The following is a 24,588-nucleotide window of genomic DNA, read 5'->3' on the forward strand; positions in this document are numbered from 1 at the left end:
AGGTCGGCGCTGAAGTTACTGTCTTAGTCTACGCCAGAGGTCATTGGTGCGGCCCAGCGCTAACTGTGAGCTGAGTCTAATTTAGGGGATGGCTGGGGTGGAGGTTTGCTGAGTGTGATTCATGGGTGAGGTTTGGTTGAGGCAATACTGACTTTTTCCCCCTCCTCGCGGTAGGGTGGTTAGGTAAACCTAAGTTCGAAGGAGGAACTGTGTCTGATTACCCTACCGTTGCCGAAATGAATCACACTGCCCGCTCACGGGTAGCTACAGACCGGCCTGCCCGGTATGCTAAGCAACTGGTCTCGCACATGGGCAATAAGCTGCCCGTTGAAGAGATTGAGGGCGGGCACCGTCTGACCTTTAACCGTGACGGTGTCTTTAGTGGGTACGGGGACGTGCTCGTGCAGGACGGCGTGCCCCAAGTGATTATGGTGGTACACGCTCCGAGCGCTGAGAGCTGTACCCGGGTCTCTGACGTGCTGGCGCGCCACTTAGAACGTTTCGGTGAGCGCGATGAGCTGAAAGTTGAATTTTGGCGGGTCCAGGGGGAGGGCGGGGTCTAGTGTTTCTGTGTTCTGTGCGCTGAACTTTCCTATTTCTTCAAATCGTCTTTTTATAAAAACCCTTGTCACCCCTATGGTCGAATATAATATGAATCATATAAATTGCAATCGTGCGATTTATATATGTTTAGCGAAGGGGCTAGGTATGTTTGGTTTATTTCATGCATAATTGCGAAAAGTTCTTGCCGTTGGTGGGTTGATGTCATTGCTGGTCTTCTTGATTGGAGTCTCGCCTGCGTCAGCTAAAGAGGCTGAAAGTACATCTTATTCAACGTTGAATGAGGTATTAAGTCCCCAAGAGGTACATGCTTTAGAAAATGAGTTCTCACCTGAGGAGCTTGAAGCTATCGAAAGGTCTATCAATCAGGGGCTAGCTCAGGCGGAATCTGGAGTCTATGACGGAGGGTACGTGGGTTCGTTGGGCGCGCATGTCCCTATGGCTCCCAACGGATGTACTATGTCACCAGATAGATGGGGCTCAGCAAATTTTAGGCCATCTTGCGATGCCCATGATATCTGTTATAGTCCATCGAGTACTACAAATAGATATGATTGCGATAGAAGATTTCTTGCAAATTTGATCGTTGAGTGTAATCGAGCTTATAGGGTGAATACTGCTTCAGGCATAGCTTGTTCAGGTGTAGCCGGGAACTATTACGGTGCAGTTAGGTCCGCTGGGTGGATGTTCTATAAAGGTCGAGGGGCTAATAACTAAAGGAAAATGAAATGAATAAAACGGTTCTCGGTTTATTGTGGGGCACCGTGGCGGCAGCACTTCTTGCTGGTATGGCTACACTTGCACTGTTTGTCATGTCTCTAACATCATCTGGCGGCGTACCTATCGCTCTCGGTTTGGTTCAAACATTGTTTAGCTTGTGCGCGGGAGCTCTGGCTCTCGTGGCTACCCTGGTGCATCTCACCTCCACAAAAAAGTAATATTTATATTTTCCAAAGGGACACGCTCTACTTTAGAGCGTGTCCCTTTGACGTTGCACCCGGGAGGTAGCGCGCTGATAGTCTTTCTGAGGTAAGTATCGGGCTGAAGAGTGAGGGCTCATGAGCGAGAGAAACCCGCAGGATTTAGTGCTTGTCCGGGAATTTGTGCGACAGGTAGCGCAGCGGCTAGACCTTGACCCGCAGGTTATCCAGCAGATTCTGCCGCATCTTTTAGGGCTCACCAAGCATGTGGCGCACGGGGTAGTACGCCCGGCTGCGCCCCTAGCAGCCTTTCTGGTGGGCCTGGCCGCAGGGCAGAACTCATCACGTGCAGGCTCTGAAGTCGACCCTGAGCAGCTAGCCGCCCATGTCCTTGCCCATATTGACGCGGTCGAAAAACTGGTGAAGGAGCACGAGAATGGGCAGGCTTAACCGCTCGGTCGCTGCCACCAAGTACGTGCGTAAGGCCGATGGTAGCTTCAGCAAAGACCGCCGGGCCGATGCTATTACCGCTGAAGAGCCCCTAGAAATCAGGGTTAATGGCGCCACCGTCACCACCACCATGCGTACCCCCGGCCATGACCTAGAACTGGCGCACGGGTTTCTGCACTCTGAGGGGCAGATTCGTTCGGCGGCCGATATCAGTACCGCCCGCTACTGCGCCGGTGCCGGCCCGGATGGGCAGAACACCTACAACGTGCTTGATATCAACAGCACCTACCAGCTCCCGGCGTCCCAGGGCGACGGTAGCGCGGGTTCCACACTTTTTCCCACCACGGCTACGCCCCTGCGCCTGACTATCACCAACTCTGCCTGCGGGGTGTGTGGATCTGGTTCTATCGAGAGCATCATGGAAAAGAGCTACCGGCAGATTAAACCGATCAAGCTCACTCCTGAACTGGCACTTTCCTTGCCTGAGCAGCTGCGGGAGCACCAAACTCTCTTCCGTAAAACCGGTGGCATTCACGCGGCGGCTGTTTTTGAGGAAGATGGCACCTTCTTGGTGGCCAGGGAAGACATTGGTCGCCATAACGCGGCAGATAAGGTGATTGGCCACCTTCTGCTCGAAGATAGCCTACAAAGCAATGGGCGCATCCTGGTCATGAGTTCCCGGGCCTCCTTTGAGCTGGTACAGAAGGCGATTATGGCTGGTTTCTCTGCCCTGATTACGGTCTCGGCGGCGTCCTCCCTTGCCGTAGATCTGGCCCGCGAAGCGGGGCTTACCCTCATTGCCTTTGCCCGTGAGAACCGTTTCAACCTCTATGCCGGAGAAATGGATGACAGCACCCTCCAGTCTTAGTAATCTAGACCACTGGCGATAGACTGGGGGTTATGACGACGCTACCCAAAAATGACAGAACCCCCACCGTGAGTCGTGTGAGCAAAGAAGCCACCCGTTTTGACGGTCCCCGTATTAGCAAAAGATCCAAGGCGGCTGCCGGTGTTGGCGGCGTTGTTCACGCTATGCAGCATGTCCTACCAGCTCGTGGCCTGCTACCCCTTATCACTATGAATAAGCCCGGAGGTGTTGACTGCCCCGGCTGCGCGTGGCCAGAACCTAACCAGCAAGATCTGGGCATCGTGGAGTTCTGCGAGAACGGCGCTAAGGCTATCGCAGAGGAAACCACCCCGGACCGCGCAACCCCCGAATTCTGGGCGAAGCACACCGTGACCGAGCTACGCAATAAGACCGACCACTGGTTGGGTAAGCAGGGCCGCATTACCGAGCCCCTGCTCTACGATCGTTCCAACGGGGACGACCATTATCGCCCCATCACCTGGGAACGCGCTTTCTCGCTGATTGCTGAACAGCTCAAAAAGACCGACCCCACCAAGGCGGTTTTCTACACCTCGGGCCGCGCCTCCAACGAGGCTGCTTACAGCTTCCAGCTGCTGGCACGCCGTCTAGGGTCTAACAACCTGCCCGACTGCGGCAACCTATGCCACGAGTCCACCGCGGTCGCCCTCAAAGAAGTCGCCGGCCTGGGCAAGGCATCGGTCACCATGAAAGATATGGAAACCACCGAACTGTTCATCTCGGTGGGCCAGAACCCCGGCACCAACCACCCACGTTCGCTGACCACCCTCAAGAAGATGAAGGAAAACGGCGGCAAAATGGTGGTGCTCAACCCCATGCCCGAAACCGGTCTCATGGCCTTCAAAGAACCGCAATCGCCGGTAGGCATGTTCAAGCCCGAGCAACTGGCGGACGAGTACCTGCAGGTACGCTTAGACGGTGACCGCGCTTTCTTTCAGCAACTCAACAAGGAGCTCATCCGCAGGGACTCGATCGATCACGTCTTTATTGAACGCTTTACCTCTGGCTTCGATGAGGTCAAGGAGCATTTGCTCAATCTAGATGACGCTGAGCTTGAATGCGGCTCGGGTATCTCTGCCTCTCAGGTTGCGAAGGTCGCGGATATGGTAGAGACTGCCAAAACCGCCATCGTTGCCTGGACGCTGGGCGTCACCCAGCACCGTGAGTCGGTCAACACCATCCGCGAGATGATGAACTTCCTTTTCCTGACCGGCAACATCGGCAAGCCCGGTGCGGGCAGCTCGCCCTTCCGCGGTCACTCCAACGTGCAGGGCAACCGAACCGTGGGTATCTGGGAGAAAATGCCAGATCCCTACCTGCAGGCCATCGAAGATTATTTCGGTTTCCCCGTACCCCGCGAACACGGTCTTGACACGGTGGATGCCCTGCGCCAGATGCGCGATGGTGATAACCAGTTCTTCATGTCTCTGGGGGGCAACCTGGTGCGCGTTGCTTCAGATACCACCGCCTGTGAACGGGCAATGAGCCAGCAGGAAATGACGGTGCACCTGTCCACCAAGCCCAACGGATCCCACGCCTACCCCGGCGAGAAGTCCCTGATTCTACCCGTTCGCGCGCGCACCGATGTGGACGAACAAGCGTCCGGTCCGCAGAAGATTACGGTAGAGAACTCTGCCGGCGTTGTCTCAGCCTCCCAAGGACACCGCACCGCTAACAAGGATCTGAACCTCAAGTCAGAAGTAGACATCATCTGCTCGGTGGGCCGGGAAACTTTCGGGGATGACTTCTGGCAGCGCATGATTGATGATTACGGCGTCATTCGTGATGCGATTGAGGGCACCATCCCCGGCTTTGATCGCTATAACGAGCGCATTGAAAAGCCGGGTGGTTTCTACCTGCCTAACGGCCCCCGTGAGCGTGTCTTCAATACGGTTACCGGCAAGGCCGTGCTGACGGTCAATGAAACCAACGTCCTGCAGGTGCCAGAAGGCCACTTGCTACTCTCGACCGTGCGTTCACACGACCAGTTCAATTCAACCATTTATGGGTTGGATGATCGCTACCGCGGTGTGCACGGTGGCCGTCGCGTGGTCTTTATGCACCGCGATGATATCGCAGCTCTGGGCCTGGTCAACGGCTCTATGGTCGATATCGTGTCGGTCTGGGAGGACGGCGAGCGCCGCGCCCCCAACTTCCGGGTGGTTGAGTATGACCACGCTCGCGGGTGCTGTGCTGTCTACCTGCCGGAGGGTAATGTGTTGGTGCCCTTGGATTCTGCTGCTAAGCGTTCTAATACCCCGGTCTTCAAGTCGGTGGTGGTGCGCTTGGAGTCGCTGGGCAGGGTTGCTAACTAACCGGGTCACTTGAGAATCGCCCCGTACCTCTGTGAGGTATGGGGCTTTTGTTTGCTCTTTTCGCTCAAGGTGGGTCTGTGAGGAGCGGTGATAGTGGCTGGCGACACTTTCCCGCGTCAGACGACAGTTTTTGTGGTGCCCCCTAAATAGAGGAATGTTTTTCTTCTTTTGTGTGCGAATGTGTGGGGTGTTTGATGGTTATTAAGGTCAAACTGTAGCTACTTGTGCTCTGATTAGTAGATACATTCCTCATGAAGGGTCTTTCTAGCCACGGTGCGAAGTAGTCTTGAGAATGCAGTGCAGGGATCTGCCTGTAACAAGTTCGCACTACCAGAGAGACTAGATTTTTGTCTGCAGCGCTCCTTTCAGGTACCCAAAAATCAAAATACCGACACAAGAGAGCTCGCTTTCTCTACCAGTTTGTTCTCTACCTATCCCCGGTTATTCTTCTCACGTCCATCTTCCCCCTGGTGACCCCTCGTATGGCTGGCATCATGGTGGGTGGCGTGGAGCTACCTCAAATCATCCTGGCAGTTGCTATTACGGTGCCCTGGATGTCGCAGAGCGTCTGCCTGCCGGTCTACCGCGCTATGGGCGACCTCCTGGGGGAGCGCGAAATGAACGCCTGCATGCGCAGGTTCGCTGAGTATTGGATGACTACTAGCCTAGCGGTCCTTCCGGCTCTTCTGTTCTTCTCTTTGCCTTTCTTCTTTGCTTTAAACTGGAGCCTTACCACCCTGTTGGCCTTCCTGGTTCTGGGCTTTTTGAACATGCTCTTCAGCCAGTTGCTGGTGATTGCTAATCTGCCAACCGACAGCCGTAACACCTGGGCTTTTGCCTGGCTCGCTTACGCCCTGGCACTCTTTGCCTTCCCTGCTGTCTGGTTCCTGCCCCCGCTCATGGGTATCTTCGTTATGCTCTTCGTATTGCGCGGGCACCTGCGCCACCTGGTCGCCTTCAAGCGTCTTGACTACCACGTGGTTGCCAAGGAGATGCTGCGCGGTTTCTTGCTGGGGTCTGTGCTCTGGGCAGATAAGTACCTCCTGTTCATCACCTTGGACGGCACCATGAACGTCATTGCGGTTTACATGGGTCTTGCCCCCGCCGTGATTGCTTACAACTACTTTTTCGCAGCAGAAGCTACCAAGGTGGATCGCGCTGTTGGTCACCTGCGCACCATCATTGAGAGCAAGGGCTACCAGTAGGTTGAGAGCTACTCGACCAAGGTTGAAAACCGCGTGGTTGATTCAACTAGCCGCACCCTGCTCATTGCTGCCGTCAGCTCGGTTATCGTCGCTGTACTCATGTTCCTGCTTTCCCCAGACTCCTTCGTTCTGGCACTCACCGTGATTGTGTCCTCCTGGCTCTTCTTGGCGGTGACGGTCTTCTGCTACCAGATTGACTACCTGGGTTCGCATACTGCTCCGCAGCTTATTGGCCTAGCGCATCTCTTTGTGTGCGTGCTTGCCTTCCAGGTCTTCCCTGGTACCCATGCCTACTTCGCCATCATGGTGGGTGAACTTCTACTCGTTGCGGTCAGCTATGTGGCCTTCCGTCGCACCTGGAAGACTCCGGCCTATGACCTTTTCTGGCGTCACGCCGTCGCCTGGTAAATCGCTAGTACCGCTTATTTTGATTGTTGAGGGGAACAATAATGACTGAGAATATATACAAAGATTTAATCCTGCCCGAGACCGGGCCCAAGTACACCGACCTTAACTACCCCGATGTTGACGTAGCAATCGTCATGGAATCCACTTACCCCTTTTTGAAGGGCGGGGTGTCGGCTGTGGTGCACGATATCATCACCACCAACCTCGATATCACCTTTGGAATTATCCACATCAGCTGGGATAGCAACTCACCGAGTGAAGACCTCTACGGTATGCCCCAGAACGTGCTGTGGGTTAAGACTATCTACATCAGCCTTGATGAGCATCGCGACGGTTTCAGTCTGCCGGTGCGCGAGTTGAAAATGAACTCTCAGCAGCGCACCGCTGCTTGCCACGAAATTATTGACGCTCTGCTGGCGCTGTCAGAGGACGCTGATCCTAACCCCCTCTGGTCGATCTACGACCGCATGTTCTCTGAAAAGAACCGGGAATACCCCGGGTGGGCTTTACTGGGCACCAAAGAGTTCATGCAGGTCTTCTTTACCCGCATGAAGCTCCCGGGTATGAGCTTCTCGGAAACCTTCTGGCTGGTTCGCACCTTCTTCTCACTGGCTTACGCCCTCTTGCACGAGCGTATGCCCTACGCCCGGGTTTACCACGCCCATACCACCGGCTACGCCTCGGTGATTGGTGCGGCTGCAGCCCGCGATAACGGCACCAGCTTCTTCTTGACCGAACACAACCTTTATGTGCGTGATACCGTCAATACTCTACTGGATCGCAATATGTCCCTCCCGGTAGCTGTGGGTGATGAGGACATCTTTGACCTCACCCCAGAGCAGCGCGCCTGGGTCATTTGGTGGATCCAGATGGGCCGTTTCTGCTACCCCAGCGCTGATTTGATTACCTACCTTTACCCCAAAGCAATTGACGAGGCCAATGGGCTGCACGGTCTAGAGGAAAAGTCGGTGATTCTCCCTAACGGTATGCTGCTTTCGGATGTGAACGAAGCTTACGCGCTACGCCGCACTGCGCGCGAAAAGATTGAACTCCAGGGCAAGAACCATCACTGGAAGTTCGTTTTCATCGCCCGTGTAGTGCCCATCAAGGGCCTCATTGACCTCATCGATACGGTGGGCATCCTCAAGGACCAGGGCTATCACCTGCACATTGACTGCCTGGGCCCCACCGAGCACGTGCCCTGGTACTACGACGAGTGCCGCGAGGCAATCGCCGCCAAGGGGCTAGAAGATTGCATCACCTTCCACGGCACCGTGAACGTGCGCGAGAAGCTGGGTGAATTCGATGCGCTGGTCATGCCCAGCTACAACGAGGGCCAGCCGATTGTGGCTTTGGAAGCCATGAGCGCGTCTATACCCGTGATTGGCTCGGACGTGGGCGGCATGTCTCAGCTGATTGATGACACCCTGATAGCTGATAACGGCGAGATGATTGAACGCTGCGGCATTCTCACCCAGGCAGGTGACCCAGAAGGGTTTGCGCAGGCACTGCAACGCATCATGGATAACCCTGCCTTCTACGAGCAGCTCTGCATCAACGCCCGTGAACGCGTCCAGCAGTTCTTCCAGTTACACACCGTAATGGAACGCTACAACATGATTTACCGTGACCTGGGCAAGATGGAACCCAAGCCGGAGCACGCCGGTATATCGATGGACGGGGTGCGTAGCATTCCCTCTGATGAGCGCGAACAGCAGATCTCTCTTCTGGAACGCGGGCTGGGGAGCAGCCTGCTCGCCGCTCTTTCTACCGCTAGCTAATGGCTCTGGGTAATTCAGCAAGTAGGGGCCTGTGGGTACGCTACGGAGGAGAGCCAGTGACAGAGGAGCAAATTAAGTTTGCTGCTGAGCACTACTCCGTCGCTCTTCTTCAGCCGCGGCAGACCTACGCCGCAGCGCGGTTGAAGGAGCTTAACCCTGCTATGACGGTGCTCTGCTATAAGTGCCTGTCCTCTACCCGAAGCTATGAGACTGAGGGTCCTTATACCTCAGGTGTTTCCTACGCTGAGGCAGAGCAAATGGAGCAATCGGGGGAACAGTGGTTCGCCCGCCGTTCCAACGGAGAGCGCATTGAGTGGACTGGCTACCCTGGGCACTACCAAATGCAGGTGTGGTCCCCAAGCTACCGTTGGCACTGGGTGCGCAACGTGACCACCGAGCTTGCTGGCTCACCCTTTGACGGAGTTATGGCGGATAACGATATCCACGGGGACTACTACGGCCTTAACCTGCCCATCCAGGGCGCTCGCAACGTGAAAAAATTCCACCGCGGCTTAGACCGCCTAGTGAAAGATGCCGGGCGGGCACTGAATGCTGGGGGGAAAATTCTGGTACCCAACATCGCAGAATCTCGTGAGACACCGGGTAAGTGGGAACGTCACAGCGCTTACGGTGGGGGTTTTGAAGAGGTCTTTTTGGGCTGGTCAGCTACAGACTTCCTCGACCAACCCTCTGCTCTGGCACAGATAAAGCAGATGATGGGCAACCACCACCCCGTTAGTCTCGGTCAGGTTCCCGAGATGGGGGTGCGCAGCCCCCGGCTGACCCTGTTGCGGGCGTCCACGGACGGGCAGGATGATCACCCCAATTTCCTGGCGGCTCTCGCCGCTTTCTGGGTCTTTGGTGCCGGCCACTGGTCTGCCCTGAGCGCCGGGGGTCACGACGCCCACAACGGCACACCCTGGCGAGAAGAACTGGCGTGGGATTTGGGTGCCCCGCAAGGGGATGCTGTAATGAGCGAAGGGGCTTGGGTGCGCTGTTTCAGCCAGGGCTGGGCGGCTATCAACCTCAGCGGCAAAAAGTCCGGCACCCTCACCCTGCCTCCCGACCTAGTTTCAGCTACCGGCCGCGCACCGTCCACACTGGTGCTCCCCGCCCACGGCGGGGCTATCTTCCGCTATACCCGGAACTAGCTCGGGCTAGTCGAAGATAGGGAAGTTATAGCGCCCTGCCTCCACCAGTATCTGCAGGCGGGTATTGATACCCAAGGTGCTGTAAATGGAGCTGAGCTGGTTCTTCATGCTAGGGAGCGAAGCGTCAAGCTGATCCGCGATTTCTTGATCCGTTTTACCCCAGCAAACCAGCTTCACAATGGTCTGCTCATCCTCGCTGAGCTGCGCCCACGGGTCCCCTTGCGGGTAGTCGGCCGCGTTCATGGAAGCAACCAGCGAAGCAAGTGCGCGCCGATCAATCAGGGTGCGCCCCTCAAGGGCCGCCCTGATAGCAGTATCAACCTGGCTGGGGCTTGAGTTCTTCAGCAGATAGCCGTGAACCCCAGCCCTCAGCGCCCCCGTCACGTAGTAGTGATCAACGAAGGTAGTCAGAGCAATAACGGTTAACTCTGGGTAGCTCTCTCGCAGGGCAACGGTCGCCTCAATGCCATCCAAAACGGGCATTTGCAGATCCATGAGCACCACATCAGGCTCAGTGCGAGCTACCAGTTCAAGCGCTTCAGCCCCGTTGATCGCTTCGCCCACCAGCTCAAGGCCGCTCAAGCTCTCAACATAGAGATTGAGAACCTCACGGATTTCGGGCACATCATCAACGATGGCCACCCTAATAGTCTGCACAGTTATATCCTTTACAGGGGGATGGGAAGGTGAATGGTCAGGTCCCAACGGTCAGCCACGGCGCCGTAGCTCATCGTGCCACCCAGCCGGCGGATGCGTTCTTCAATACCAACCAGCCCAAAGCCGGTTCCAGGTTCGCCCGGGTTAGCCTTTTTCTGCGGTGTACCGGTCTTCACCAGGTTACTGGTCCTAATGGTGATGCCCGTGAGATTGGGGCTGACCTGAAGGTCAATTTCTGTGCCGGGCTGAGCATACTTGCTGGCGTTAAAAGCAAGCTCTTTGATGATTTTATAGACGGTGGGGCGCAGACCTTCGGGTACATCGCTGGAACTGTAGTCAATATCTGCCTTCACCATCAACCCCTTAGACCGCAGATTTTCTAGCTCGGAGTGTAGGGCATCACCCAGCGGCGGCACGTTTGCTGCCGGCAGCTGGGGAGCTCCGCTAAGGCTCTGGTCATCTCTAGCGGTCTGAATGAGAGCACGAACATCGGTCAGCGCCCGGTCTGAGCTGGTGGTGATAGCAGTCAGCGCGGCGTCCTTACCGGTCATCTCAGCCTGTTGCAGGGCGCTGTGGGCGTTGAGGTTAATGACGCTGATGTGCCGGGCAACGGTATCGTGCAGTTCCCGCGCTAGCTCCCGGTTGGCTTCGGCGACGCGCTCGCGGTAGGTAGCCAGGGCAGTTTCGGATCGTAGCCGTCCCTCCCAGTGCAGACGCACGGCCAAAGGGAGGATCAAGAAGATGCAGAACATGAGAGGAATGTAGGACAGCATATCTGGGCTGTTGAGGCGGTAGTCATCTACTGCTATCAGGGTGAGTACCAGAAGGTTGAAAATATTCTGTGCCGCTGAGGAATGGATGATGCAGATGAAGAGCGCGTAGAGGGCAAAGGGGGTCTGACGCGATGAGTCGCTGATAAACCACAGGGTAAAGCAGAGGGCGAAGAAGGGCACCGCGTAGCTCTTACCACGGTAGATGAGCACACCCCAGGTGAGGTAAAGAGCGGGGGTGAGCGCCTGAACCAACCCACCCACACTGCCGTTGATAAACCAGCTCAGGATTTCAACGACAGCGAAGAAGAGACCGATGCCCAGGCTGATTCTTTTGACCAGCAGAGAGGGCGCACGAAATTTAAGGGCAAAAACTCGCTGCAGGGTTTGTCGCATCTGCTAGCGACAGATGAAGGGGAGGAACTGGCAGACTCCCTGCGGAGTATGGTCTATGTGAGTGACGGTCTGGTAGGTACCTACACCTAGAGTGGTGCTGGCAGAGATAAGAAGAACGGCAAGGAGCTGCTTCATGGTCTGATGTCCTTTTCACGAGGAAAATCTTGTGGGCTTAGCTCAACTATAGGTGCCCTCAGTCGGTAGGCTCAAGGGGTCATGTCAGTCTCTGGTCTAGTCCAGTACCGGGAAGTTGTGGTGCCCTGCCATCACCAGCAGCTGGGTGCGGGTTTTGATATCTAGCTTCGCATAGACACGCGATAGTGTGTTCTTCACGGTGGACAAAGAGTAGTGAAGTTCGCTGGCAATTTCTTGGTTTGTTTTTCCTAAGCAGACCAATTTCACGATATTTTGTTCTGTTGCGGCGAGGGTGCCCCACGGATTGCCCTGAGGTGGGTGGGACAGGTTCATTGAAATGACCAGACTGGCGAGTGCTCTACTGTCGATAATAGCCCGCCCTTCAACAGCCGCTTCGATTGCTTGTTTTACTTCGGTTGGCCGGGAGTTCTTCATAAGGTAGCCGTGTACCCCAGCCGCTAGAGCCTTGCTGACATAGTCATAACTATCGAAGGTCGTGATAGCGATGATTTTGGTGGCGGGGTAGCTAGCCAAGATTTTTTGAGTTGCCTCTATGCCGTCCATAACGGGCATGTGTAGATCCATGAGGAAGATATCGGGCCGGAGGGATTCAGCAAGATTAATAGCTTCTTGCCCGTTAGTTGCGATGCCGATAAGCTCCAAGTTGGCCTGGCTACGGACGTGGAAACTGAGAAGCTCACGAAAAAGATGGTCATCTTCTGCGAGGGCTACGGTGACAGCTTGCATACATTTTGACTTTCTTTTCGTGTTAGCTGGCAGCTAAGGGGAGACTGATGATGAGAGACCATGTTTCATTGGTAGCTCCGTAATTCATAGTGCCGCCTAGTCTTCTGATGCGCTCTTCGATACCTACAAGCCCGTAGCCTGTGCTGGGTAAGTGCTTTTGCTCTTTCTCAAGCCTACTTTTGACGGGGTTGCTGCTAGCAATAGTAATGCCGGTGAGGTTGGGCTTGAGCGTGAAGGAGACCGTGCTACCCTGTTCTGCATACTTTTCAGCATTGAACTGGATCTCTTGGATAATTTTGTGCAAGGTGGGCCGCACTCCCTCAGGAATCTGACGTATATCAACAGCGATATTACTGTCCACAATAAATCCCTTGTTAGTAAGGTGCTTGAGGGTTTGGCTGAGAGATTCTTTGAGATTAATGGCGGCTGAAGATGTTTCTGGAAGTCCTGTGATGTCATTTCCGGTGCGCGCGGTACGGATTAGCAACCTCATATCTGCAAGAGCTTTATGGGTTGTTTCTTCAATAGTGTGCAGGGCGGAGTTCTTAGTGCCATCTGATTCGGCGTAAAGGGCCTGATGGGCAGCTAACCCAATGACGCTGATATGGCGTGCCACAGTGTCATGGAGTTCGCGAGCTAGTGCCTGGTTGGCTTCAGCTACCTGCGCCTGAAACTGATTGTATTCATTAGCGGTAGCCTGTTTCTGTTCCCATGTCACTCGAAGGGCTAAAGGCAGACAGAAAGATATGGTAAAGAGTGCAAGGGACACCAGAAACCAGGTAAGGAAGTTTTGGTTATAGAACCCGTCGAAGAAGAAGAGGAGGGCGGTAACGCCCAGGAAAATAAGTTGTTTCGAGCTAGCCATTAAGACGGCTAGAGGCAACCCAAAAAAGGTTGCTAGATAGAAGAGGCTAAATGTATCTGGTAGGTGGGTATAACCAAGGATGAGTGCGCCACAAAATAGATAAATCCAGTATATATTCTTCAGGTAATAACTAATAGTAATGCCGATTACCAAGGGGATCGCCCATAGACGGTATGCCAAGTCCTGGCTGTAATCTATGGCTACGATAAATACTTCAAAAGCAAGTATGAGGAGTGCTCCCCCTAGAAGCACGAAACGCAGTCTCCCGGCAGGGGGTATGGCAGTGAGACTTCGGACGGTTAGGGAGACTTCGTGCATGTATCTATTATTACCGACATATCTTTAGGTATTTCATCCAGGGAGGGCATTCTACAGAGGGGATGCTGAAGCTTGAATCATTGACAGTAAGTTCCTTGACATACTTTGTGTGGTTGCTGAAAACAACACTCTCTTGTGGTGAGAGAACCAGTCCTAACAGCGTTAATGCCAGATACACTTGGTGCTTCACTGCCATCCTCCAGGTAATAACTAAAATTTAACATATCCTTATCGAAATAAAGTGTCTATTAAATTCTTAGAAATATCAAGCAATCTGATGGACGAGGTACTTAAGTACCTATCTCAGAAACTTCTCTGGCGCAAAGTAGTGTTTAAAGTTATATTTCTATTATTCATATGCAATACGAATCTCTGCAGACACTTTCCAATACAAGTTTAAATGGAGGTAATTAAAATGTTCTACTTGGCCTATGGTGGCTCCTGTGCTTCCTGTTCAAATATTGCTCACGTAATCGAAGACGAGGCTGATATGGCTATTTCGGTCCGCTCGATAGAATCAATCAATTCTGAGTTTGGCACAAATCTTGATTACTCGAAACCGGCTCTAATAAATATTTATGACAATGATATAAAGGACATTTATACTGGTCCAAAAATGTCACTAAAAATCCTTCAGCTGGTCGGGCCGCAAAAGTCTGCGAAAATTTTTTCAGCAATAGCTTCAGAAAAGAGCGGTAAGGGTGTTAACCGCCGTTCGACACTCACCGGTTTTGCCGTGGCTGCTGGTTTGGCACTTACTGGTGCCTCCTTGACAGTTGCTTCAGCTAAACCTGTAGAAGATGAAGTTACAGTCTCGGAAAAAGTGAAAATTTACAATGATGTTATTATTCATAAAGCATTCCAGGCTGCTCTCGAAAAGGCGAAAGGAGATGGGTACGCTCCCAATAGGTCTGAATACGTAGTGGTAAGACAGGATAATGGTTTCCTATTTTTCTACTTCATGGAACATTCTAGCCGACCTGAAACTGATGCTGCCGTGGTATCGTGTTCAATCACAGGCGGATCCTTTGATTTTTCCCTTGAATATGTATCAGGTGCGGTAGGCCAAGCAACAAGGGCTAGTAGTGTGGGGAACGTTTTGACTTTTTCCCAGCCTTCTAACTACTCCGCCTTGCCTATGGGACCAGCGGAGTATTTCGGGTGTGTTTCTTTTTGTGTAGGTGCTAACTGTGGTGTTCAAGCGTCCCGGTGTAGACTCCTAATCCATATGGCTGCCGTGCTGGCATGTATGACTGCCATTTGCGGTAGCAAAGTTAGAACATGCCACAATATTTGCCGCCGTACTTGGTAGGAGAGAAATGAATTTCACAGTAACTACAGAACAAAATTCTCCCGGATTAAAAATGGTTTCAGAATCTCAAATAAAGCTGGATATTGAGCGGAATACCTTTGATGAGGAGAATACTGTAAATTTTGATGATGGCGTTGCTATCAAGAGTAATATTTCATATGCAGAGGGGCAGCTCTATATTGACGGTCTTCCTGTTGAAGGCTTTACTTCCGATTGGATTAATGCCTCTTCAAACTTGATGTGTTTTTCAGCGGCTATCCATCATAAGCTCGACTTGAATGGTGCCTCTCATGGAGTTAGCGGCAGCATCCAAGAGCTCAACCAGATCTGTCAGAATCAACTTAATATTGAAGAGCTGGGGGAGGAGTCGATTTATACCCTTAGTCTTAATCCTAGTGATGAAGGTATACGGCTGGAGCTGACTGTTTCTGGAAAAAATTCTAAGATTGTGTTGTCTCAATTAGCACAATCCGCATGAGCAAAATAAAGTCTGTAAACCACCCTTGCTGAGAATTTCTTCATGAGGAAATGAGGTGTGAGACTGAAAAACGGGCGTCTGCCCCCGTTTTGGGGTAGGCGCCCGTAGCACTGCGCTTCTACTCGGTTATTACCTATATTAATTCGGTTATTAACCTATATTAACCTCCGTGACTGTAGAGGTAATTATCAGCCGATAAGGTAAGCCTCATCAGCGCCCGGCGGTAAAGTGGTGACCATCTGTGTACAAACGTCCTCAGCCGGTCACCACGCTTACCAGCGTCCGGCGCTGAAAGGAATCTCTCGTGTCTCAAGCACCCCGCGCCCTGCGCGTCGCCGTCATCGGTGCAGGCCCTGCCGGTATCTATGCCGCCGACATCCTCACCAAAAGTGAAGAAGTCAAAAATGGTGATGTTCCCGTAGCCATCGATATCTTCGACCGCTACCCCGCACCCTTCGGCCTCATCCGCTACGGTGTAGCCCCCGATCACCCCCGTATCAAGGGCATCGTCAACGCCCTGCATAAGGTGCTGGACCGCGGCGACATCCGATTCTTCGGCAACGTAGAGTACGGCACCGACATCACCCTGGCTGAGCTCAAAGATCACTATGACGCCATCATTTTCGCCACCGGCGCCATCAAGGATGCCTCCTTGGACATTCCCGGCGTTGAACTGGATGGATCATACGGCGCCTCAGATTTCGTCTCCTGGTACGACGCCCACCCCGACTACCCCCGCGAATGGCCCCTGAACGCCAAGGAAATCGCCGTACTGGGTAACGGCAACGTGGCGCTGGATGTCGCCCGCGTACTCTCCAAGCATGCCGACGACTTGCTAGTCACCGAAATCCCTGCCAACGTCTACGAGGGCCTCAAAGCTTCACCCGTAACCGATGTTCACGTCTTTGGTCGCCGCGGCCCCGCCCAGATTAAGTTCACCCCCCTAGAACTGCGCGAACTTGCCCACTCCCGCGACGTCGATATTGTGCTCTACGACGAGGACTTCCAGTTCGATGAAGCCTCCGAAGAAGCCATGACCACCAACAGCCAGGTCAAGGTCATGATGAAGACTCTTAACAAGTGGCGTGAAGAGCAGAAGGAAACCGAGCAGACCGCCTCTCGCCGCCTGCACCTACACTTCCTGCAGTCACCCACAGAAATCATGGGCGAAGACGGTAAGGTCACCGGCATCAAGATGGAACGTACCGCTCTCAACGGCAACGGCGGTGTAGAAGGCACTGGCGAGTTCATCGACTACCCCGTGCAGGCCGTCTACCGCGCCATCGGCTACTTCGGCACCGAGCTGCCCGAGGTTGGCTTCGACGTTGAACGCGGCGTTGTCACCAACGTTGAAGGTCGCGTCATCGATGATTCCAGTGTGCCCGTGCCCGGCCTCTACGCCACCGGCTGGATCAAGCGCGGCCCCGTTGGTCTCATCGGCTCCACCAAGTCAGACGCGCTGGAAACCATTACTCACCTGCTCGAGGATCGCCCGGATCTCTACACCGCAACGCAGCCCGAGGTTGATTCTATCAACGCCCACATGGATGCTAAGGGTATTGAATACACGACCTGGGAAGGGTGGCAAAAGCTGGACGAGCACGAAAAGGCACTGGGTGCCCAGTCCAAGGACGCCGCCGGTGAGCCCCGTGCCCGCGTTAAGGTGGTAGGCCGCGAGGAAATGATTAAGGTGTCCCGCGGCTAAAGCCCTTCTTAACCTTCACAAACCTATAGCCCGCTGCTGACCCTCTCGCCTGGTTCGCTTCGCTCACAAGAGCGATTCACGCCCAGCCTCGCGAGCTCGGCTGATTCCGCACACTTTTTCTTTCCTCGCGAGCTCGGAAAAGTGTGCTTCATCCAGCCAGCAGGCGGGCTATAAGTTTGTTCCGTCTACTGCCGTGGTAAGTGCCAGTCCGTTAGCTGAGAAGTACCTTCTCAAGGTAGGGATTGAGGAAGGTGCCTGCCGGGTCCAGCTCCTCGCGTAGGCTCGTGAACTCCTCAAAGAGGGGGTAGAGCTCTGCCAGGGCGGCGGCGTCCTGGGTGTGGAACTGCCCCCAGTGCGGTCTGCCCCCGTGTGCCTTAAAGATATTTTCGAGTGCCGTGAAGTATTCGGTGTGGGGGCGGCGCCAGTACTGGCGTGCCGAAATGTAGAAGGTTTCGCGTCCGTAGGCCTGGGACAGGGGAATCTCATCAGCGGCAGCGGTGCGCACCACCAGTGGGTAGCTACTCTCACCCAATGAACCCTTTAGGTGGGTGTAGAGATCTGCCATGACTTCATCAAACTGCTCAACATCGAAGGCGTATTCCATATTGTTTTGGGGGATGGTGCGAGCCACCGTGAAAACCCTGGCTGAGTAGTCTGCGTAACGGCGGTTGCCCTTGCCCCAATTAGAAATTTTATTGAGCGCAGGTTGAGTGGCGGGGAGTTTCTGCCCTGCGTAGCTAAGAGCCGAGAAAATACCGTTGTTGAGGAGGTGATCGCCGCCGTATCGCCGTGCCTGGCTCAGTGCCGCGCCGGCGGGCATGTAGCCGTCGGTGAGGAGGGGCAGGCGAGTCAAACGGCGGGTGCGCACCTCTTGGGACCCAGGGAACCAGCTGAATTCATAGTGGTCGGCCCCTCGGGCACGCTTAATAAAGGCGGGGACGATGGTGCTATAGCGGTGCCCGCGTTCGGCGGCATGCAGTCGGAACTGGGGCACTACGTTAAAGGTGAGGTGGGTGATGATGCCCAGAGCGCCCAGGCCACAGAGGGCTGCCCTGAAGATTTCGGGGTTTTGGCTTTCTGAGCAAGTGAGTGCTTGGCCGGTGGCATCAACCATGCTCAGCTCTTTGACTTGGCTAGCAAAAACACCGTAGCCCAGGCCAGTGCCGTGAAAGCCGGTAGAAATCGCCCCTGCCAGGGTTTGTTCATCGAGCCTGCCCAGGTTGGTAAAAGCCAGGTTGTAGTAGCCCAGCGCCTTATTGGCATCGCGGACGGTGGTTCCTGCTAGAAAGGTAGCGGTGAGGTTCTGCGGGTCGACGCTCACCAGGCCCGTGAGGTGATCCAGGGTTAGATGCTGGCCATTAGGTTGCGCTACAGATGAGGCACTTCGACCCCGCCCTACTACCTTGACGCGCTGACCTGACGCCGCTGCGTCCTGCACCTGAGCTGCTAGTTCAAGGGCAGAACGCGGTGCTAGTAAGTCAGTGGGGGTGGTGCTGTGTTGGTGTGACCAGGTGCTCCATGCCTTATCAGTCATTGTGCCCTCATTTCGTGGAATTGGTCATTACTCTTATTATCTCACTGCGGGATGGGTAACCGCTGGCACATTGCCGCGCAAAACATGAGGGTCCGCAGTTTGTTTTAGGTTCACAATATCTTGCGACTATCATGCGAAATAAACCCCTAAAACGTGAGTGCAGGCACTAGACTTGAGGTAAATACCCTGGCGGTTGCGCCGGAGATTCGGCCACTGCATGCCACGGGGTTCTCACCTAAATAGTAAGGGGAAAACCATGACCGACCGCGAACTCCGCACCTTCGGCGAAGAAGCTGTAGCAAACCGGGGCGACAACTCACAGCTTGCTGGCGCTCAGGGTGAAATCATCGTAGGTATCGATGGTTCAGAGCAGAGCTACGGTGCTCTGCGCTGGGCAGTGCACGAGGCTCAGATACGCAAGGTTCCTGTGCGCATGGTAACCGCTTACTCCCTCCCTGTCTTCACCGGCACAGGCTTTGACGCCGGCTACTCCATGATCGATGAGAAGGCACTCACTGACGGTGTGGCGCAGATTCTTGATGAGGCGCGCTCACGTATCGGTGAAACCAGCGTTGAACTGCGCGCCACCGTTGAAACCGGCGATGCTACTGCGGTTCTGCTAGAACTTTCCAAGAAAGCTGAGCTGATGGTCGTCGGCTCCCGCTCACACGGCGGGTTTATTGGGCGGTTGCTGGGCACCGTTTCCACCTCTCTTCCGGCGCATTCTCACTGTGCCACGGTGGCTGTGCCTCAGTCCTACGCTGAAAAGATTGAAAAGGACGCCTCCCTGCTGGGCGGCGGAAAGTCAATAGTGGTTGGTTCTGACGGCTCAGAAGAAGCCCGTATCGCTATGATGCAGGCAGCTGATGAGGCTGACCGCCGCGGCGTTAAGCTCACCCTGGTCAACGCATTGGCCCCATACACCGGTGCACTAAACTGGGTGCCTGCCGCTGTTGATTTTGAAGCACTCTACCGCGAGATTGCCGACCTGCAGCGCAAGGCTGCCGAGTGGATTCGCGGCTACTTCCCCAGCCTAGAAATCGAGTTCAAGCTTATTGACGGTTCCCCCGTTCAGGTGTTGCTTGAAGCTGGCAAGAACGCCGACATGATTGTGGTTGGTACCCGTGGACGCGGCGGAATCGCCGGCATGCTTCTAGGCTCAACCTCTCAGGGCATCCTGCACAACACCCAGGTGCCGGTCATGATTGTTCCCCAGCTTGAAGACCCCCGTGTCGAAACCGCGCCCAGTGCGGATATCACCTGGGGCTAAGTACCTAGCCCTAAAACCTCCTTACTCCTTCTCTGGTCTCGAGACTCGGGGAGGAGTAGGCTAGTACTAGGCTGCAGACGGCAGAGCATCGCGCCGAAGCTCAAGATTCAATATGGCTTGGCTTCGACGGTGGTGTTCTGCCGTCTTTTTTAAAAAAATCTAGAATTTTTTTCTTGCCTAAAACCTTCCCTAAAAAAACCCTCTGACTAGTGTTTTCTTTGATGATGGTGGGGTGGGAAACCCCTTTTTGGTGGTCTGGGTTACGTATTTTGGAGCAGATTTTATGCAATTCCCGGTTTTTTGATTTGCGCGCTGTTTTGAAGTCGCGTAGTGTATTACTTGTTCGAGCGACGGGCTGAGAAGTCTGGAGTTCATGCGAACTAGCCCCTATCGTCTAGCGGCCTAGGACGCCGCCCTTTCACGGCGGTAACACGGGTTCAAATCCCGTTGGGGGTACAGTGAAATCTTCGGATTTCACGGCCAAGTTGGAAAGAAATTTCTAGCTATGGCCCCGTAGCGCAGTTGGTTAGCGCGCCGGCCTGTCACGCCGGAGGTCGCGGGTTCAAGTCCCGTCGGGGTCGCTCCGACCGCGTAAGTTCTCGTAAGAGAAGACGCGGTTGTGGCATATCTAAGGGTATGCCTGGCTCTGTAGCTCAGTTGGTAGAGCGTGCGACTGAAAATCGTAAGGTCACCGGATCGACGCCGGTCGGAGCCACGAAATCCACTCTCTAGGCTTCTACATGAGAGTGGATTTTTATTTTAAAAGTAAGCCGCCCCGCACCAGTTCTTTGGTGCGGGGCGGCTTCTTCTTTAGCTATTAAAAAGATTAGGCAATCTCGATGATGACGGGGGTGTGGTCAGAGGCTCCCGCACCTTCACGTTCTTCCCGGTCAATCTCTGCAGCAATGACGCGCTGGGCCAGAGCAGGGGAGAGCAGTTGGAAGTCGATACGCATGCCCTCATTCTTTGAAAAACGGCCCTTGGTGTAGTCCCAGTAGGTGTAGGGCTCATCGGTGAGAGGGCGCACGGCGTCCACCAGGTTGAGGGGTTCTTCCAGGAAGGCGTTGAAAGCTGCGCGTTCGGGTGCGGTTACATGGGTCATCTGGTTTTCCCTAAAGAAGTCGATATCCCACACATCCTGGTCTAGCGGGGCGATGTTCCAGTCACCCACCAGGGCAAGCTGGGCTCCTGGGTCGGCTTTAAGCCAGTCGCTGGTGTCCTTGTGGAGGGCTGAAAGCCAGTCCAGCTTGTAGCTCATATGGGGGTCTTCAATGCCGCGGCCGTTGGGCACATAGAGGCTCCATACACGCACTCCGTTGCAGGTGGCGCCAATGGCTCGGGCCTCTTGAACGGGTTCTTCGCCGGGCTTGCCAAAGGGGGGCTGGGAGGGGAAGGTACGCTCTATATCCTCAAGACCTACGCGGGAGGCGATGGCCACGCCGTTCCACTGGGAGATGCCAAAGTGGGCGACTTCGTAGCCCGAGTATTCAAAGATTTCGTAGGGGAAAGTTTCGTCGGTCGCTTTGGTTTCTTGGAGGGCGAGGATGTCCACCTCGGTTTTGTCGAGCCAGTCTTCAATGCGGTTGGCACGGGCGCGAATGGAATTGACGTTCCAGGTAGCAATTTTCATGACTTTAACCCTAACAGTGCGCCCTGGCAGGCTAGTGGCCCCTGCCCGTAAGCGGTAGGCTGTGATGTGCATAACCTTTTGAACATGTGGAGGGCAAATGACCGATGAGAAACTGGTGCTGGGTAGCAGGCAAGGAAGCCTGGGCGTCATTACGCTCAACCGCCCGCGTGCGGTAAACGCGCTGAATTTAGACATGATGCAGCTGGTAGACCAGTTGCTCACCGAGTTTGAAGCTGATGACAGTGTGACCACGGTACTGATGACCGGTGCAGGGGATCGCGGCCTTTGCGCCGGTGGAGATGTGAAGTCAATTTACTACGAACCGGAGCGCATGCCTGAGTTCATGGGCTTTGAGTACACCATGAACCTGCGCCTTTCCCGTTACTCCAAGCCACTGGTGAGCTTCATGGACGGTTTGGTGCTGGGAGGCGGCGTCGGAATTTCAGCACACGCCGCCTACCGGGTGGTTACCGAGCGCAGCCGGGTGGGGATGCCCGAAACTATCATTGGTTTCAGCCCCGATGTGGGCGCTTTGCATATCCTTTCTCGTAGCCCCCGTAAGCTGGGCTACGCTATGGCACTCACCGGCCTGCATGCCTCCGGCGCAGATGCCCTAGCCGTGGGACTAGCAGATTACTTCGTACCCTCTGAGCGCCTCAATGATCTGGCAGAGGCACTGAGCAAGGTGGGTGCGGCTGAGAACGTTGAGCGCTGCATCCAGGGTTTCACTGTGGACGCCGGGCCCTCACGTCTAGAAGAAAACGCGGACTGGATTGAGAGGGCCTTCTCAGAAACCACGGTGGAGAAGATTGTGGCTGAGGTTGAACGCCAGGCAGCGGCAGGGGCGGACGATGGCCCGCTGGTGCACGAGGTACTGGCAGCGCTGCGCCATAATAGCCCTACCGGCATGAAGGTGGCGCTAGAGGCTACCCGCCGGGCAGCGGACCAGACCCTGAACCTGACGCTGAATCAAGACTACGCAGTGACCCTTAACTCGGCTGCCGGCCACGATATGCGTGAGGGCATTAGAGCGCAGGTCATTGATAAGGATAGACAGCCCGCTTGGCAGCCTGCCACCCTGGAAGAGGTGGATGAGGCCAGCGTCCTTGCCTTCTTTGAAAATCCGGAATCAGGCCCGTTGGAGCTACGTTCGGTCTAGGCAAAGGGTGGGGAGGGCATCTCTTAGGTTGTGCTTCATCGCTAGACTGGAGACAAGAAAGGGTGAATGTCGTGGAACATGAAAATCAGAAACAAGAGTCAGCTATGAAACAGTTTCTGGCGAACAACTCCTGGGTGCTGTTGGGATTAGCTGTTGGTGCTGCACTTGGGCTGATTGCCTACACCCAATACTGGCTCTAGGGTCAGCTGGCACACAGCCCCCCAGCACTCAGGTAAGTAGCTGCAGACAGGGCAAAAAAGCCTGCCCCCGGTTTGTCACCGGGGGCAGGCTTTCTCTTGAGAGTTTTACTGGCTGACGGGGAAGCTCTGCAACTTGCCGCCGACCATGGTTTCCAGCACGCGGATGACCTGGCAGGAGTAGCCGAACTCGTTGTCGTACCAGACGTAGAGGATGGCGTTGGTATCACCTGAGGTGATGGTTGCTAGACCATCAACGACGCCGGCAGCACGGGAGCCGACGAAGTCGGTGGAGACCACCTCATGAGAGTCGGTGTAGTCGATCTGACGGCGTAGGGATGAGCGCAGGGAGCGATCACGTAGCAGGTCGTTGAGTTCGTCCTTGGAGCCTACGGGCTTTTCGAGCTGTAGGTTGAGGATTGCCATGGAGACATCCGGGGTGGGGACGCGGATAGCGTTGCCGGTTAGCTTGCCTTCTAACTGGGGCAGAGCCTTAGAGACAGCCTTGGCGGCGCCGGTCTCGGTGATGACCATGTTGAGAGCTGCGGAGCGGCCGCGGCGGTCGCCCTTGTGGAAGTTGTCAATGAGGTTCTGGTCGTTGGTGAAGGAGTGAACGGTTTCAACATGGCCGCGGACCACGCCGAAGACCTCATCCATCACAGCCAGAACGGGGGTGATGGCGTTGGTGGTGCAGCTGGCGGCTGAGAGCACGGTGTCGTGCTCGTCAATGAGCTGGTCGTTGACACCGCAGACGATGTTCTTGACGCCCTTACCCGGTGCGGTCAGCAGCACACGAGCTGCGCCGGTTGCCTTCAGATGCTGTGAGAGAGCGTCCTTATCGCGCCAGCGACCGGTGTTATCGACGATGATAGCGTTATCGATGCCGTAGGCGGTGTAGTCGATGTCGCTGGGGTCTGAAGCGTAGATGAAGCGGATGGGGGTGCCGTTGGCGATGATGGTGCTGTTCTCTTCGTCCACGCGGATGGTGCCCTTGAAAGCGCCGTGTACGGAGTCGCGGCGTAAGAGGGAGGCGCGCTTGTAGAGGTCCTTATCGGAGTTCTTGCGCACGACGACGGCGCGTAGTTTGGGGCCGGCACCGGCTGAGCGTTCGAGCAGGATGCGGGCCAGTAGGCGGCCGATACGGCCGAAGCCATAAAGCACGACGTCCTGGGAAGTGCCCTTGATGTCGCCCTTTTGGTCGATGACGGGAGCTAGCTCGCCGCGCAACCAGGCTTCAAGGTCGCTGTCACCGGATTTCTCAAACTTGCGCCAGAGAGCTGCAAGATCGAGTGAGCAAGCGCCCAGATTAAAGCCCTGAACAATCTGCAGAACTGACAGGGAATCAGCAGGATCAAGCTCAACATCGTCAATCTGACGGGCAAAACGGTGAGCCTTCAGAATCTGAATGACAGACTTGTTAATCAGTGTGTGCCCGTGAATGGAAACCACCACGTTGTTCTCGCGGTTGAGTTTACCGATCATCGGGATCATGGTCTCAGCTTCAGCTTCAGAAGCGAGCCACTGATCGTGAGCGTTGTCTGCAGAAATAGTCATGGTGTGACCTCTCTCGATAAGCATCGTCGTTGAGCTTATCGGTTATGCGCTACAGTGCGCTGACTGGGGTGCTTGAACTCTTAGCGGTAGCTCGACCCCTTTGCAGGAGGAGGGCGCCAAGAGCACTACAAAGACAGTGTATAGTTTCTACGCCACCGTGTGCAGTTTGTGACGTGAACGTTAT

General features: G+C 54.8%; 24 protein-coding genes and 3 tRNA genes. 19 read left to right on the forward strand and 8 right to left on the reverse strand.

The features are described from left to right. The first annotated feature begins 209 nt into the window (after positions 1-209). The 10 genes from VVR27_RS10245 to VVR27_RS10290 all read left to right on the forward strand — a co-directional run bounded on the left by VVR27_RS10245 (position 210) and on the right by VVR27_RS10290 (position 9,677). Positions 210-563 carry a DUF2218 domain-containing protein gene (locus VVR27_RS10245; protein ID WP_368548276.1) on the forward strand — a complete coding sequence of 118 codons (354 nt, stop codon included), beginning with the start codon at positions 210-212 and terminating at the stop codon, positions 561-563. A gap of 457 nt (positions 564-1,020) precedes the next feature. After that, a complete protein-coding gene (locus tag VVR27_RS10250) occupies positions 1,021-1,278 on the forward strand; it encodes a phospholipase A2 (protein WP_368548310.1) in 258 nt (85 codons plus the stop codon). An 11-nt stretch (positions 1,279-1,289) separates the two neighbouring features. Beyond that, positions 1,290-1,499, forward strand: a complete 210-nt coding sequence (locus tag VVR27_RS10255; RefSeq protein ID WP_368548277.1) for a hypothetical protein — start codon at positions 1,290-1,292, stop codon at positions 1,497-1,499. A 120-nt stretch (positions 1,500-1,619) separates the two neighbouring features. Next, complete coding sequence (locus tag VVR27_RS10260; RefSeq protein WP_368548278.1) at positions 1,620-1,931, forward strand: DUF6457 domain-containing protein; 312 nt, start codon at positions 1,620-1,622, stop codon at positions 1,929-1,931. Next, on the forward strand, positions 1,918-2,799 hold the full coding sequence (gene fdhD / locus VVR27_RS10265; RefSeq protein ID WP_368548279.1) for a formate dehydrogenase accessory sulfurtransferase FdhD: 882 nt from the start codon (positions 1,918-1,920) through the stop codon (positions 2,797-2,799). Before VVR27_RS10260 ends, fdhD begins: the two co-directional genes overlap by 14 nt. A 32-nt stretch (positions 2,800-2,831) precedes the next feature. Continuing rightward, positions 2,832-5,132 (forward strand): FdhF/YdeP family oxidoreductase, encoded by a 2,301-nt coding sequence (locus VVR27_RS10270; RefSeq protein ID WP_368548280.1) that lies wholly within the window; start codon positions 2,832-2,834, stop codon positions 5,130-5,132. A 347-nt stretch (positions 5,133-5,479) separates the two neighbouring features. Continuing rightward, positions 5,480-6,337: a hypothetical protein gene (locus VVR27_RS10275; RefSeq protein WP_368548281.1), complete on the forward strand. Its 858-nt coding sequence runs from the start codon at positions 5,480-5,482 to the stop codon at positions 6,335-6,337. 33 nt (positions 6,338-6,370) lie between these two features. After that, a complete protein-coding gene (locus tag VVR27_RS10280) occupies positions 6,371-6,745 on the forward strand; it encodes a hypothetical protein (protein WP_368548282.1) in 375 nt (124 codons plus the stop codon). Positions 6,746-6,786: 41 nt separating this feature from the next. Then, positions 6,787-8,526, forward strand: coding sequence for a GT4 family glycosyltransferase PelF (gene pelF / locus VVR27_RS10285; RefSeq protein WP_368548283.1), 1,740 nt, complete (start codon positions 6,787-6,789; stop codon positions 8,524-8,526). 56 nt (positions 8,527-8,582) lie between these two features. Continuing rightward, complete coding sequence (locus VVR27_RS10290) at positions 8,583-9,677, forward strand: putative glycoside hydrolase (RefSeq protein ID WP_368548284.1); 1,095 nt, start codon at positions 8,583-8,585, stop codon at positions 9,675-9,677. 6 nt (positions 9,678-9,683) lie between these two features. Here the strand turns inward: VVR27_RS10290 and VVR27_RS10295 are convergent, their stop codons facing one another. From VVR27_RS10295 to VVR27_RS10315, 5 genes are all read right to left on the reverse strand, one after another. Then, positions 9,684-10,334, reverse strand: a complete 651-nt coding sequence (locus VVR27_RS10295) for a response regulator (protein WP_368548285.1) — start codon at positions 10,332-10,334, stop codon at positions 9,684-9,686. Positions 10,335-10,345: 11 nt separating this feature from the next. Continuing rightward, positions 10,346-11,500 (reverse strand): sensor histidine kinase, encoded by a 1,155-nt coding sequence (locus VVR27_RS10300; RefSeq protein WP_368548286.1) that lies wholly within the window; start codon positions 11,498-11,500, stop codon positions 10,346-10,348. A gap of 3 nt (positions 11,501-11,503) precedes the next feature. Further along, positions 11,504-11,635 (reverse strand): hypothetical protein, encoded by a 132-nt coding sequence (locus tag VVR27_RS10305; protein ID WP_346871866.1) that lies wholly within the window; start codon positions 11,633-11,635, stop codon positions 11,504-11,506. Positions 11,636-11,731: 96 nt separating this feature from the next. After that, entirely contained in the window at positions 11,732-12,382 is a 651-nt protein-coding gene (locus tag VVR27_RS10310) for a response regulator transcription factor (RefSeq protein ID WP_368548287.1), read from the reverse strand. A gap of 22 nt (positions 12,383-12,404) precedes the next feature. Then, positions 12,405-13,247: a histidine kinase gene (locus VVR27_RS10315; RefSeq protein WP_346871868.1), complete on the reverse strand. Its 843-nt coding sequence runs from the start codon at positions 13,245-13,247 to the stop codon at positions 12,405-12,407. Between the two features lie 718 nt (positions 13,248-13,965). Here VVR27_RS10315 and VVR27_RS10320 point away from each other — a divergent pair. The 3 genes from VVR27_RS10320 (at position 13,966) to VVR27_RS10330 (ending at position 17,060) form a co-directional block, all read left to right on the forward strand. After that, the gene (locus tag VVR27_RS10320; RefSeq protein WP_368548288.1) at positions 13,966-14,877 is read left to right on the forward strand and encodes a hypothetical protein; all 912 of its coding nucleotides are present in this window, start codon (positions 13,966-13,968) and stop codon (positions 14,875-14,877) included. Between the two features lie 7 nt (positions 14,878-14,884). Continuing rightward, complete coding sequence (locus VVR27_RS10325) at positions 14,885-15,355, forward strand: hypothetical protein (protein ID WP_368548290.1); 471 nt, start codon at positions 14,885-14,887, stop codon at positions 15,353-15,355. Between the two features lie 304 nt (positions 15,356-15,659). Next, complete coding sequence (locus tag VVR27_RS10330; protein ID WP_368548291.1) at positions 15,660-17,060, forward strand: FAD-dependent oxidoreductase; 1,401 nt, start codon at positions 15,660-15,662, stop codon at positions 17,058-17,060. 211 nt (positions 17,061-17,271) lie between these two features. On the opposite strand, the gene VVR27_RS10335 is transcribed toward VVR27_RS10330, so the two are convergent. Further along, the gene (locus tag VVR27_RS10335; protein WP_368548292.1) at positions 17,272-18,594 is read right to left on the reverse strand and encodes a D-arabinono-1,4-lactone oxidase; all 1,323 of its coding nucleotides are present in this window, start codon (positions 18,592-18,594) and stop codon (positions 17,272-17,274) included. A gap of 256 nt (positions 18,595-18,850) precedes the next feature. Here VVR27_RS10335 and VVR27_RS10340 point away from each other — a divergent pair, with 256 nt between their 5' ends. From VVR27_RS10340 to VVR27_RS10355, 4 genes are all read left to right on the forward strand, one after another. Then, positions 18,851-19,864, forward strand: a complete 1,014-nt coding sequence (locus tag VVR27_RS10340) for a universal stress protein (protein ID WP_368548293.1) — start codon at positions 18,851-18,853, stop codon at positions 19,862-19,864. Positions 19,865-20,247: 383 nt separating this feature from the next. After that, positions 20,248-20,320 (forward strand) — tRNA-Glu (locus VVR27_RS10345). Between the two features lie 51 nt (positions 20,321-20,371). Then, a tRNA-Asp gene (locus tag VVR27_RS10350) sits at positions 20,372-20,445 on the forward strand. 61 nt (positions 20,446-20,506) lie between these two features. Continuing rightward, positions 20,507-20,579, forward strand: a tRNA-Phe gene (locus VVR27_RS10355). Positions 20,580-20,690: 111 nt separating this feature from the next. Here VVR27_RS10355 and VVR27_RS10360 read toward each other — a convergent pair. Continuing rightward, a complete protein-coding gene (locus tag VVR27_RS10360; protein WP_368548295.1) occupies positions 20,691-21,494 on the reverse strand; it encodes an exodeoxyribonuclease III in 804 nt (267 codons plus the stop codon). A gap of 97 nt (positions 21,495-21,591) precedes the next feature. Between VVR27_RS10360 and VVR27_RS10365 the strand changes: the two genes are divergently transcribed. After that, positions 21,592-22,653 carry a 3-hydroxyisobutyryl-CoA hydrolase gene (locus VVR27_RS10365; RefSeq protein ID WP_368548296.1) on the forward strand — a complete coding sequence of 354 codons (1,062 nt, stop codon included), beginning with the start codon at positions 21,592-21,594 and terminating at the stop codon, positions 22,651-22,653. A gap of 71 nt (positions 22,654-22,724) precedes the next feature. Then, complete coding sequence (locus VVR27_RS10370) at positions 22,725-22,853, forward strand: hypothetical protein (protein ID WP_368548297.1); 129 nt, start codon at positions 22,725-22,727, stop codon at positions 22,851-22,853. Positions 22,854-22,958: 105 nt separating this feature from the next. Here the strand turns inward: VVR27_RS10370 and VVR27_RS10375 are convergent, their stop codons facing one another. Next, entirely contained in the window at positions 22,959-24,404 is a 1,446-nt protein-coding gene (locus tag VVR27_RS10375) for a glyceraldehyde-3-phosphate dehydrogenase (protein WP_368548298.1), read from the reverse strand. Positions 24,405-24,588 lie beyond the last annotated feature (184 nt).

The sequence above is a fragment of the Rothia sp. LK2492 genome (assembly GCF_040946345.1).
Lineage (GTDB): Bacteria > Actinomycetota > Actinomycetes > Actinomycetales > Micrococcaceae > Rothia > Rothia endophytica.